The organism is Streptomyces sp. NBC_01224 (genome assembly GCF_036002945.1).
GTDB lineage: Bacteria > Actinomycetota > Actinomycetes > Streptomycetales > Streptomycetaceae > Streptomyces.
Window position 1 is genome coordinate 1,393,995 of the sequence record NZ_CP108529.1, and the last position, 13,303, is coordinate 1,407,297.

Annotated in this window: 1 protein-coding gene; it reads right to left on the reverse strand. The window is 73.1% G+C overall.

What is annotated here, in order from left to right:
• Positions 1–11: 11 nt before the first annotated feature.
• The gene (locus OG609_RS05540) at positions 12–13,199 is read right to left on the reverse strand and encodes a type I polyketide synthase (protein WP_327271756.1); all 13,188 of its coding nucleotides are present in this window, start codon (positions 13,197–13,199) and stop codon (positions 12–14) included.
• Positions 13,200–13,303 lie beyond the last annotated feature (104 nt).

The window sequence follows — 13,303 nt, forward strand, 5'->3', positions numbered from 1 at the left end:
CCGAACGGTGTTCAGGACGACCCCAGTTCCTTGTCGATGAGCCCGAAGATCTCGTCGTCGGAGGCCGTATCGAAGTCGAATTCGTCCTCCTCGTCATCGATGCGGCCCGCAGACCCCCAGGAGGCGGTCAGTGACTCCAGTCGCGACAGCCGCGACATGAGATCCGCCCGCAGCTCCTCGTCGGGGTCCGCGTGCGCGAACGCCGCTTCCAGCCGGTCCAGTTCAGCGGTCAGTACCAGCGGCTGCGAGCCCGCGGCCGGCGCGCCGGTCCGTTCCGGGCGGAGCCGCTCGGCCAGGCGGCCGGCCAGCGCCAGGGGGGTCGGGTAGTCGAAGATCAGCGTGGCCGGCAGCCGGACTCCGGTGGCGCCGACGAGCCGGTTGCGGAGCTCCACCGCCGTCAGGGAGTCGAATCCGACATCCTTGAACGCCTGCTCGGATTCGATGGTCCCCGCGGAGCCGTGACCGAGCACGGTCGCCGCCTCGGCACGCACCATCTCCAGCAGCTCTGCCGCCCGCTCCGCCTCGTTCAGGCCGGCCAGCTCCTGTGCAGGTATCCGTACCGCGTCGGACGCTGCACCGCGCGAGCTCTTGCGGGTGACGCGCATCAGGCCGCGCAGCAGCGGAGGTACGCCCGTGGCATCCGTGCCGGCCGCGCCGAGGTCGAGCTTGGCGGGCATCAGCTTCGCGTGTCCCAGGCGCAGTGCGATGTCCAGCAGCTCCATGGCCTCCCGTGAATCCAGGGCGTCCATGCCGCCGCGCCGGCCGCGTTCCTGCTCCGCACTGCCGAGGCCACCGGTCATGGCGGACGCCTGGGCCCACAACCCCCAGGCAAGGGACGTCGCGGGCAGCCCCTTGGCGTGCCGGTACTGGGCCAGCGCGTCCAGAGAGGCGTTGGACGCCGCGTAGTTGGCCTGGCCCGGTGTGCCGAGGAGGCCGGAGGCCGACGAGAACAGCATGAAGACGGCCAGGTCGGCGTCCCGGGTCAGGTCGTGCAGGTGCCAGGCCGCGTCGGCCTTGGGGCGCAGCACGGTGTCCAGGCGCTCGGGGGTGAGCGCCGTGAGCACACCGTCGTCCAGCACACCCGCGGCATGGACCACGCCGGTGAGGGGCCGTTCGGCCGGGATCGCGTCGAGAACGGCCGCGAGCGCCCCACGGTCGGCGACGTCGCAGGCGGCGAACGTCACACGCGCGCCCAGTCCGGCCAGTTCGGCGTCGAGAGCCCGGGCCCCGGAGCTTTCGCCGCCGCTGCGGCTGACCAGTACAACGCTGCGTACTCCGTGCTGGGCGACCAGGTGCCGGGCGACCAGTCCGCCCAGGGTTCCGGTACCGCCCGTGATCAGTACGGTGCCGTCCGGGTCCAGCGGCCGTCCCGCGGCCGGCGTGTCGGAGGGGACACGCGCCAGCCTGGGCACCCGTGCCTCACCGGCCCGGATGGCGAGCTGCGCCTCCCCCGAGGCGACGGCCCGCGGGAGGGCGCGCCGGGAGTCCTCGTCGGCGTCGATGTCGACGAGCACGATGCGGTCCGGGTTCTCCGACTGAGCGGCGCGCACCATGCCCCACACGGCGGCGGCCGCCGGGTCGCTACCGGGCAGGCACGCTTCGCGGGTGAGCACCACCAGCCGTGCGGAGGGGGGCCGGTCCTCGTCCAGCCAGGACCTCACGGCGTGCAGGGCACGCCCCAGCAGGTCCCGCACCCGGGCAGGGCCCTCGGCCGTCGGCGTGTCCGTGAGGTCGGCGTACTCCAGCCGCTGGGACGGATCCTGGCGTTCGGGCAGCGTCACGGTGGGCCAGTCGAGGTGGAACAGCCGGTCGTACGCCACAGGCCCTGTGTGCAGCTGGTCGGCGGAGACCGGGCGGAAGACCAGGGACTCGACGGACATCACCGGTACGCCGTCCGTGTCGGTGGCCTCCAGGGCGAAGGCGTCCGGGCCTGCCGGGGTCACCTTGACGCGCAGTGCGCAGGCGCCCGAGGCGTGCAGGGTGACTCCGGTCCACGCGAACGGCAGGAGGATCCTTCCCTGTCCCATGCCGGCCAGCGCGCCGAAGCTCGCGGCGTGCAGCGCCGCGTCCAGCAGGGCGGGGTGGAGTCCGAACTGCCGGGCGTCGTCCTCGTACTCCTTGGACAGGGCGACCTCGGCGAAGATCTCCTCACCGCGGGTCCACACGGATCGCAGGCCGCGGAAGGACGGACCGTAGGCGTAGCCCGCCTCCGCCATGGAGGGGTAGAAGCCGTCGGAGTCGACGCGTTTGGCGCCTTCGGGCGGCCACACCCCGGACACGGGCAGGGGTGCCGTACCGCCCGCGGCGAGCAGGCCGCTCGCGTGTCTGGTCCAGGGGGCATCGGGTTCCGCGCCGGCGGGGCGGGAGTGGATTCCCACGGGGCGGCGGCCGGTCGCGTCCGGCGCGGCGACGGCGACCTGCAGCTGTACGGCCGCGTGGTCGGGCAGGACGAGAGGGGCTTCGATGACGAGTTCGTCGAGCACCGGGCACCCGGCCTCGTCGCCCGCCCGTACGACCGCTTCCACCAGCGCGGTGCCCGGCACCAGGACCTGCCCGCCCACCGCGTGGTCGGCGAGCCAGCCGTGAGTGGCCACGGACAGCCTGCCGGTGGCGAGTACCCCGTCGCTGTCCGGCAGCGTGACGGTGCCGCGCAGCAGCGGGTGACCGGCGTCGGTGAGACCCGCCGCGCCCGCGTCCGGCGTGGCACCGGCCGGGTCGAGCCAGTAGCGCCGGCGCTGGAAGGCGTACGTGGGAAGGTCGACCTTCCGTGAGCCGCTGCCCTCGAACAGGGCGGTCCAGTCCACCGGGACGCCCCGCACGTGGAGCCGTGCGAGCGCGGAGACGACCGCTTGCGGTTCGGGCCTGTCGCGTCGCAGGGTCGGGACAGCGGCGATGGTTTCCGCGACGTCGCTGAGGCAGTCCTGCACCATCGCGGTGAGGACACCGCCGGGGCCGAGTTCCAGGAAGGTGCCGACGCCTCGGCTGTGCAAGGTGCGTACCGCATCGTGGAACCGCACCGGCCGCCGCACCTGGTCGGTCCAGTAGTCCGGGCGGCACAGGACGTCGGCTCCGGCCGCTTCCGGGGTGCTGGTCGATACGACGGGGATGCGGGGCGCCCGGAGGTCGAGTCCTTCCACCACCGCGCGGAACGCGTCGAGCATCGGGTCCATCAACGGGGAGTGGAAGGCGTGGCTGACCCGGAGCCTCCTGGTCTCCGTGCCGCGCGCGGTGAACTCCGCCGCGAGCTCCTGTACGGCCTGCTCGTCGCCGGAAACCACCACGGCGGACGGTCCGTTGACTGCCGCGATGCTCACCCGGTCCTCCAGGCCGGCGAGCACGGGCAGCACCTCGTCCTCGGACGCGGCAACGGCGATCATGGAACCGCCCGTGGGCAGGGCCTGCATGAGTGCCCCACGGGCGGCGACCAGCGTGCAGGCGTCGGCCAGCGAAAGCACCCCGGAGACGTGCGCGGCGGCGATCTCGCCGACCGAGTGTCCGGCGACGGCGTCGGGCCGTACGCCCCAGGACTCCATCAGGCGGAATAGGGCCACTTCGACGGTGAACAGGGCCGCCTGGGTCATCGCTGTCTGTTCCAGCGGCGCGGGGTCGGTTCCCAGGAGCACGCTGTGCAGGGGCCGTTCCAGGCGCGGATCGAGTTCCGCGCACACCGCGTCGAAGGCTTCGGTGAACGCCGGGTAGGCGTCGTACAGTTCACGCCCCATACCGAGGTGCTGCGCGCCCTGGCCGGTGAACAGGACGGCGGTCGGACCGCCGGCCCGTGTGCCCTGTACGAGGGTGGCGGCGCCCTCGCCGTGTGCCAGGGCGTGCAGCCCCGGCAGCAGTTCCTCGCCGTTCCGGGCCACGATGACCGCGCGGTGTTCCAGGTTCGACCGTGCGGTGAGGGAGTACGCGACGTCGACGGGGTCGGGCCCGTCAGGCCGCTCCAGGACGGCCACCAGGCGTTCGGCCTGCGCGGACAGTGCCTCCGGGGTGCGTGCGGCGAGCAGCCACGGCACGGCGGGCAGTGGCCTGCGCGCCTCGGCAGGGGCCGGTTCGCCGACGGGCGGCTGCTCCAGGATCACGTGCCCGTTGGTGCCGCTGATCCCGAAGGAAGACACTCCGGCCCGCCGGGGACGGTTCAGGTCGGGCCAGTCCCGGGCCTCGGTCAGCAGCTCCACGGCGCCCGATGCCCAGTCGATGTGCGGGGAGGGTTCGTCGATGTGCAGGGTGCGGGGCAGTACGCCGTGGCGCATCGCCATGACCATCTTGATCACGCCCGCCACACCGGCCGCGGCCTGTGTGTGACCGATGTTGGACTTCAGGGAGCCCAGCCACAGCGGCCGACCCTCGGGCCGGTTCTGGCCGTAGGCCGCCAGGACGGCGTGTGCCTCGATCGGGTCGCCCAGCGTCGTTCCCGTGCCGTGTGCCTCCACGACGTCCACATCGGGCGCGGTGAGGCCGGCATCGGCCAGGGCCTGGCGGATGACCCGCTGCTGGGACGTCCCGTTGGGGGCGGTCAGTCCGTTGCTCGCACCGTCCTGGTTGATCGCTGTGCCGCGCACCACGGCCAGGACGGGATGCCCCTTGCGGCGGGCGTCGGACAGCCTCTCGACCAGCAGGAGTCCGGCGCCCTCGGACCAGCCGGTGCCGTCCGCGGAGGCGGCGAAGGCGCGGCATCTGCCGTCCGTCGAGAGTCCGCGCTGGCGGGAGAACTCGACGAAGCCGTCAGGGGTGGCCATGACGGTCACTCCGCCCGCCATCGCCAGGTCGCATTCGCCCGAGCGCAGTGCCTGAGCGGCCATGTGGAGGGCGACCAGGGAGGAGGAGCAGGCGGTGTCCACCGTCACGGCGGGGCCTTCGAGGCCGAGGGTGTAGGCGACCCGGCCGGACAGCACACTGGACGCGTTGCCGGTGACGAAGTATCCCTCGGCTCCGCGCCGGGCCGGGCTCTGCCCCGTGCCGTAGTCCTGGTGCATGGCGCCGACGAAGACACCTGTCCGGCTGCCTTGCAGGGAGGCGGGGTCGATACCGGCCCGCTCCACCACCTCCCAGGCCGTCTCCAGGAGCACGCGCTGCTGCGGGTCCATGGCCAGCGCCTCGCGGGGCGAGATCCCGAAGAAGGCGGCGTCGAAGTCCCCGGCGTCGTAAAGGAAACTGCCGTGCCGCACGTAGGACTTACCGGTCTGTTCGGGGTCCGGGTCGAAGAGGTTGTCGACGTCCCAGCCACGGTCGGCGGGGAAGTCGGACACCGCGTCGCCGCCGCCGGCGACGAGGTTCCACAGGTCTTCCGGCGAGGCGACGCCACCCGGTAGCCGGGCACTCATGGACACGATGACGACCGGGTCGTCGTCGGGTGCCGCACCGGGGACGGGAGCTGCCATGACGGTCTCTTCACCGAGGAGCAGGCCGAGCAGATGGGCGGCCAGGGCGGTGGGGGTCGGATGGTCGAAGACGAGCGTGGACGGCAGTGCGAGGCCGGCCTCGGCGGCCAGACGGTTACGCAGGTCGAGTGCGGTCATGGAGTCGAAGCCCTGGTCCCGGAAGGCACGGGCCGCATCCACGGCGTCCGCCGCGGCATGACCGAGCACGGCGGCGGACTGGGCCCGCACCAGGTCGAGTACGAGCCTGTCGCGCTCGGGGCCGGCGAGCCCCACGAGACGCCCGGCCAGCCCCGATGTGTCCCGCTTCTCCTCCTCGTCCGTCCCCGTGCCCCGTACCCCGGGCACATCGGCGATCAGCGGGCTGGGACGGGCCATGGTGAACGCGGCACCGAACCGCTGCCAGTCCATGTGCGTCACGCAGACGCAGGTGTCGTCGTGCTCGACGGCGCGCATCAGCGCCGAGACAGCGGTGCCGGGCTCCATCTCGAGCACACCCGCCCGCCGCAGCCGTTCGGAGGCGCCGTCCCGCGCTCCGAGTCCGATGCCGCCGCCCCAGGCGCCCCAGGCGACCGATGTCGCCGTACGGCCTTGGGCACGGCGTCGCTCCGCGAGGGCGTCGAGGAAGGCATTGGCCGCGGCATAGGCGCTCTGGCCGCCGCCGCCCCAGACCCCGGCGTTGGACGACATCAGGACGAACGCGTCCAGGCAGGCGTCCCCGAGGAGTTCGTCGAGGTGCGCGGCACCGGCCGCCTTGCCCGCGAGAATGCCGGCGAACTCGTCGGGGGCGGTGTCCGCGAGCAGGCTGTTCTGTCCCACGCCCGCCGCGTGCACCACTGCGGTGAGCGGCCCCGGCAGTGACGCGAGAAGGTGGCGCACGGCGTCCCGGTCGGCGACATCGCACGCGCTGAGGGTCACTTGTGCCCCCAAGGCGCGTATCTCGTCGGCCAGTTGCTCCGCTCCAGGAGCCTGCGGGCCGCGCCGGCCGGTCAGGACCAGGTGAGCGGCGCCGTCGGACGCGAGCCGGCGGGCCACCTCCGCGCCGACACCACCGGTTCCGCCGGTCACCAGTACGGTGCCGCGGGGGTTCCACCGGCGGGTGGCGGGAGCACCGTCCGTGGGCGCGGGCACGAGGCGGCGGGCGAAGACTCCGGTCGGCCGGACGGCCAGCTGGTCCTCGCCGTCCGTGCCGCTCAGCGCGCCGGTCAGCCGCCGCAGCGCGCGTTCGTCGAGGGTGTCGGGCAGGTCCACCAACCCGCCCCAGCGGTGCGGCTGTTCCAGTGCCACAACCCTGCCGAGTCCCCACACCATTGCCTGCGCCGGGCTGGGCGCCGGGCTGCCGGGGCCGGTCGCGACCGCGCCGCACGTGAGCGCCCAGAGCGGGGCGTCGACACCACTCGCCTCGAGCGCCGCCACCAGCGCGACCGTGGCGGCCAGGCCGGCGGTGTGTGCGGGGGCTCCGGCCACGGGGCGTTCGTCGAAGGCCAGCAGGGACAGCACGCCGCTGATCCCGCCGGGCCGCCCGGCCTCCTCCCGGATGCGGGCGGCGAGCTCGCCCGTGTCGGTGTCCGGGGTGTTCACGTCCATGCGTACGCACACGGAGCCGCGTGCGCGCAGCCCGTCGAGCACACCGTCGGCGGTGTCGCCAGGACCGTCGTACGCCGTGGGCATCACCACGAGCCATCGGCCGGGCAGTTCGTCACGGCCCGAGACGGCCAGGCGGTTCCAGGCCACCCGGTAGCGCCACGCATCGCCGGCGGACCGCTCCCGGTACCGCCTGCGCCAGTCGGCCAGCACCGGCAGCGCGCCGGCAACGGCGCCGAGCCCGCCGGCGTCCTCCTGGCCGCCCGCGGTCAGGGCGGCGGCCAGGCCGTCCAGGTCCTCGCTGTCGACGGCCTTCCAGAACGAGGCCTCGACGGGATCCACCGTCGTCGCGGCGCCGGCACTCCGGTCCGCCGACGCCTGGAGCCAGAAGCGGCGGCGCTGGAACGCGTACGTGGGCAGGTCGACGCCCGGACGCGCGGACACGGTGGACCAGTCGACGGCCAGGCCACGCACCCAGGCCCCGGCGAGCGAGGTCAGCAGTCGCCGAGTACCGCCGTCGTCCCGGCGCAGTGTGCCGAGGACGGTCACGGCGCCACCGCCCGCGTCCTCGGCGGTGGCCTGCACCGCCGGTACGAGAACGGGATGCGAGCTGACCTCCACGAAGAACCCGAAGTCCTGCGCCAGGAGGGCTCGGATCGCCTCCTCCATGCGTACGGTCCCGCGGAGGTTGCGGTACCAGTAGTCCGCGGTCAACTCGCGCGTGTCCATCCAGCAGTTGTGGACGGTGGAGTAGAAGGGGATGTCCGAGCGGCGGGGGCTGATCGGAGCCAGTGCTTCCGCGAGATCGTCCTTGATGCGCTCGACCTGCGCGGAGTGGGACGCGTAGTCCACGGGGATCCTGCGTACCCGGACACCTTCGGCGGTCAGTTCGCCGGCCATGGCGTCCAGCGCCTCGGGCGCTCCCGCGACGACGACGGACGACGGTCCGTTGACTGCTGCGAGGGACAGCCGTTCCCCGTCCGAGGTGCCGTCCAGCCGCCTGCCCGCCTCCTCCGCGGACAGGGCGACCGACATCATGCCGCCCCGGGCGGCCAGATGCTGTGCGATGGCGCGGCTTCGCAGCGCCACGACCCGTGCCGCGTCCGGCAGGGAGAGCGCACCGGCGATGCAGGCCGCCGCGATCTCCCCCTGCGAGTGTCCGACGACCGCGTCGGGCTCGACGCCGTGGGACCGCCATACCTGGGCGAGCGAGACCATGACGGCGAACGACACGGGCTGCACGACGTCGACCCGGTCGAGCGTGGGCGCTCCGGGAACCTGCCGGACCACATCGGACAGCGACCAGTCGACGTGCGGTGCGAGCGCCTCCGCGCACAGGGCCATGTGCTGGGCGAACACCGGTGAGAAGTCGAGCAGTTCGGCGCCCATCCCGGCCCACTGGGAGCCCTGGCCGGGCAGTACGAACACCACCTTGCCGTCGGTGTCGGCGCTGCCCGTGACCACGGACGTCGTGGGCCGGCCGGCAGCCATCGCGTCCAGTGCGGACCGCGCCTCGTCGATGTCGTCGGCCACCACGACGGCCCGCTGTTCCAGCGCGGCCCGGGTTGTCGCCAGCGCGTGTGCGACATCGCCGAGTTCGAGTCGCGGATGGGCCGCGAGATGGTCGCCGAGGCGTGCGGCCTGGGCAACGAGTGCCTGGTCTCCGCGCCCGGACACCAGGAGCGGCAGGGGGCCGTGACCGCCGCCCCCGTCACCCTCCCGTTCGCTCCCCCGGACAGTCTCGGGAACGTGCTCCAGGATGACATGGGCGTTCGTACCGCTCACACCGAACGAGGACACCGCGGACCGGCGCGGGCGTCCCGTCTCGGGCCAGTCGCGGGCCTCGGTCAGCAGCTCCACCGCACCCGACGCCCAGTCGACGTGGGGGGACGGCGCATCGACGTGCAGTGTCCCCGGCAGCACGCCGTGCCGCATCGCCATCACCATCTTGATCACACCCGCCACGCCCGCGGCGGCCTGTGCGTGCCCGATGTTGGACTTCAGCGAACCCAGCCACAACGGCCGGTCCGCGGGCCGGTCCTGCCCATAGGTCGCCAGCAGGGCCTGCGCCTCGATCGGATCGCCCAGGGTGGTGCCTGTCCCGTGCGCCTCGACCGCGTCCACCTCGTGGCCTGCCAGCCGGGCGTTGGCCAGTGCCTGACGGATGACCCGGCGCTGCGCGGGTCCGCTGGGAGCGGTCAGGCCGTTGCTCGCGCCGTCCTGGTTGATCGCCGATCCACGCAGCAGCGCCAGCACACGGTGGCCGTTACGCTGCGCGTCCGAGAGACGTTCGAGGAGCAGTACGCCGACGCCCTCGGACCACGAGGTGCCGTCCGCGGCCGCCGCGAAGGCCTTGCACCTGCTGTCCGGTGCCAGCGCGCGCTGCCGGGAGAACTCGATGAAGGAGCCGGGCTTGGCCATGACCGCCGCCCCTCCGGCCAGCGCCATCGAGCATTCGCCGGACCGCAGAGCCTGCGCCGCCAGGTGCAGCGCCACCAGCGAGGAGGAGCACGCGGTGTCCACCGTGATCGCCGGGCCTTCGAGACCCAGGGTGTAGGCGACCCGGCCGGAGACGACGCTTCCCGCGGTGCCCGTCCCGATATAGCCGCCGACGCCCTCGGGGGCATCGGCGGCGTCGGTGCCGTAGTCGTGGTGCATGAGCCCGGAGAACACGCCGACGTTCTCTCCGCGCAGCGATGTCGGATCGATACCCGCCCGCTCGAAGACCTCCCACGACGTCTCGAGGAGCAGCCGTTGCTGCGGGTCCATCGCCAGTGCCTCACGCGGCGAGATCCCGAAGAAGTCCGCGTCGAAGTCGCCCGCGTCGTGCAGGAAACCGCCCTCGCGGACGTATGTGGTGCCCTGCCGGTCCGGGTCGGGGTCGTACAGCGCCGCAACGTCCCAGCCGCGGTCTTCGGGAAACGCGGTGACACCGTCCAGGCCGAGCTCGACGAGCTGCCACAGCTCCTCGGGAGAGGTGATCCCGCCAGGCAGCCGGCAGCCCATGGCCACGATGGCGACCGGTTCGTCGGACGCCGCCGCGGACGGCGTCAACGGGGTTACGGCCGGCCCGTCGTCGAGCAGCAGGGCCCGCAGATGGCGGGCGAGGGCCACCGGTGTCGGATGGTCGAAGGCAACGGTCGCCGACATGCGCAGGCCGGTCGCCCCGGTCAGTGCGCCACGCAGGGCCACGGCCGCGACGGAGGTGAAGCCGAGTTCCTTGAAGGCCCTGTCCGCTCCGACGGTCTCACCCTCCGGCAGGTCCAGCACACGGGCCGCATGGGTACGCACCAGCTCCAGGAGCACCCGTCCGCGCTCGCTGTCCGGGACGGAGAGCAGTTGTTCGCGCAGCGCCGCGCTGCCCGCCTCGTCCAGAGCGGCCGCACGGGGAGTCACCTCGATGACACCGCGCAACAGCGCGGGGACATCGTCGGTGTGCAGCGTCCCGGAGTCCAGCCGCATCGGCACCAGTACGGCCTGGTCCACGGTCCGCGCGGCGTCGAACATGGCGCGGCAGTCGTGCGCTGTCAGACGGCCGACGCCCGCGGGCGGCGCCGTCTCCGTGTCGCCGCCGTGCCCCTCCGAGGGCCCCCAGGCGAGGGACAGCGCGGCGTGTCCGGCGGCGCGGCGGTTCTGTGCCAATCCGTCGAGGAAGGCAGCGAGAGCACCGTTTGCGGGCGCGTCCGCCGCCCCGAGCAGACCGGCCGCCGAGGAGTGGAGGACGAAGGCGTCGAGGCCGGAGTCGAGGGTCAGTTCGTGCAGGTTCAGGGCGCGGAGCGCCGCCGGGCGCAGGGGCTCCCCGGCGCCGGTGCCCGCCCCGGGGGTGTGCACGACAGCAGTGAGGGGCCGCCTGATGCGGGTCAGTACGTCGGCGAGTGCCGCACGGTCCGTGAGATCGCACGCGGCCAACACGACCCTGGCCCCGGCGCGGCTCAGCTCGGCCTCGAGCTCGACCGCGGCCCGGTCGCGCGGGCCCCCTTCGCTGACCAGCAGCGCATGGCGGACGCCGTGCCCGATGACCAGGTGCCGGGCGGCCGCCGCGGCAGCGGGCCCGTCGGCGCCGGTGATCAGGACGGTGCGCCGGGGGTCCGGCGCGGGTTCCCGTTCGCCCGGTGCGGGGGTGGCCGCACGGGTCAGCCTGGGCAGCAGCGCGACGCCGGAACGCACCGCGAACTGCGTTTCGTCGCCCGGCAGCAGGGTGGGCAGCACCGCACCGGACTGCGCGTCGGAAACGTCCAGGTCGGCAAGGACGATGCGGCCGGGGTGCTGCGCCTGGATGCCACGCAGTTGTCCCCACAACGCGGCCTGCCACAGATCGGGGATCTCCTCGTCGGACGCGGTGGCGACCGCTCGCCCGGTCGCGAGCAGCAACTGCCCACCGCCGAACAGGTCATCGGCCAGCCAATCGGCGACAACACCGGTCAGCTCACGCACCGCCCCGTCATCGGCGGATCCCGCGACGGGGGCGAGCACCGTGACATCCGGCACCGCTCCCCCGGTGGCGGACACCGCGTCCCGCAACGCCGCCGGATCGGAGTGGTACGACACCTGCATGCCCTGGTCGAGCAGCCCCGCCGTCAGCTCTTCGGTACCCGGGCCGACCAGCGCCCACCGGCCGGGAACCACTGGCGGCGGCGGTACCGACGGCAGCGGGATCCAGTCCAGCCGGAACAGCGACTCGTAGTGGCTGGCGCCCGCCGCGCGCAGTCGCGCGGGCTGTTCGAGCAGGACATGCCGCATGATCTTGCCGGATGCCGTACGAGGTACCTGGGCGACCTCGTAGAGCTCCTCGGGCACCTTGTAGTACGAGAGTTCCTTGCGGCAGGCCGCGAACAGTGCCTGCGGGTCCAGCCCTTCGGGCCCGGGGACCAGGCAGGCCACCGGCACCTCACCGAGCGTCTCGTGCGGTCGGCCGACCACGGCCACGTCCGCCACGCCCGGGACCCGCCGCAGGACCTCCTCGATCTCGCCGGGGTGGATGTTCTCCCCGCCGCGGATGATGAGCTCCTTGATCCGCCCCGTCACCGTGAAGTAGCCGGCGGCATCGCGCCGGGCCAGGTCGCCGGTGCGGTACCAGCCGTGCTGGATCGCCTCGGCGGTGGCCTCGGGCTGGTTGTGGTAGCCGGCCATGACGCTGGGTCCGCTCACCCAGACCTCGCCCTCGCGCTCCGCGGGGACGTCCTCGCCGGTCTCCGGGTCCACGAGACGTACGCCGAGGCCGGGCACCGGAAGTCCGCAGGAGCCCTCGACCCGTGCTCCGGTAGGCCAGTTGATCGTGATCGAACCGCAGGTCTCGGTGGATCCGTACGCGTCGAGCAGCGGCGCGCCGAAGGCCTCCTCGAACGAGCGGCGCAGCGACGCCGTGGTGATGGCGCCGCCAACGAGGCACATCCTCAGATGGGGCGCCTCGAAGCCCTGCCGCCGTGCCGCCCGCACCAGGTAGTGGTACATGGTGGGCACACCGGCCAGGAAGGTCGCCGAGTCCTCGCTCAGCGCGTCAAGGACCTCCTCGGCCTCGAACCCGTCCACGATCCGGGCCGTCGCGCCGACCGCGGTGACGCCCAGCACGCACGCGATGTGGGACAGGCTGTGGAACAGTGGCAGGGGCCACACCACCCTGTCCTCGGAGTTCAGTCCCGGTACGGGTGCGTAGCAGGCGGCCACCGACCACAGGCAGTTGCGCTGCGTGGACAGGACACCCTTGGGCCGGCCCGTGGTCCCTGAGGTGTAGAGCATCCATGCGAGGTCGTCGAGTCCCAGGTCGTCCCGTGGCCCGACAGCCGGCTCGGTACCCGCGAGCGTCTCGAAGCTCAACGTCCCTGCGGGTGCGTCGCCCGTGATGACGACCCGCACGTCACTCCGGTCCGCCAGGACCCGCCCGAGCTGGTCGGCGTGGGCCGCATCGGTGATGACGACGCGCGCGTTGCTGTCCTCCAGCAGATACGCCAGTTCGGCATCGGTGGCGCGGGGATTGAACGGCGACCCGATGGCACTGGCCCTGGCAACGGCCAGATAGCTCTCGACGACTTCGACGCAGTTGCCGAGGTAGATCGCCGCGCAGTCGCCCGGCTGCAGCCTCATCCGGGCCAGGTGACCGGCGATCCTGCCGGTGCGGCGCTCCAGCTCGGCGTACGTCACGCTCCGGCGGGCGTCCCGGAAGGCCACCTTGTCCCCGAACCGGTCGGCGTGCGCCTTCAGGAGTTCGGGCAGCGGCCGGATCAGTTCGGTACGCAGCATGTCACCACTCCGTCGGTCGGCGAGGCACCTCGCACGGGCCGGTATCCGTTGCCACCCACGGCAGTGGGCGAGTCACCGCTCAGTCTCGGTCGCGCCCACACCGC

What these genes read in the sequence shown, in the direction of transcription:
- OG609_RS05540 (WP_327271756.1), bottom strand. Translation starts at nt 13,199, where the DNA reads ATGCTGCGTACCGAACTGATCCGGCCGCTGCCCGAACTCCTGAAGGCG.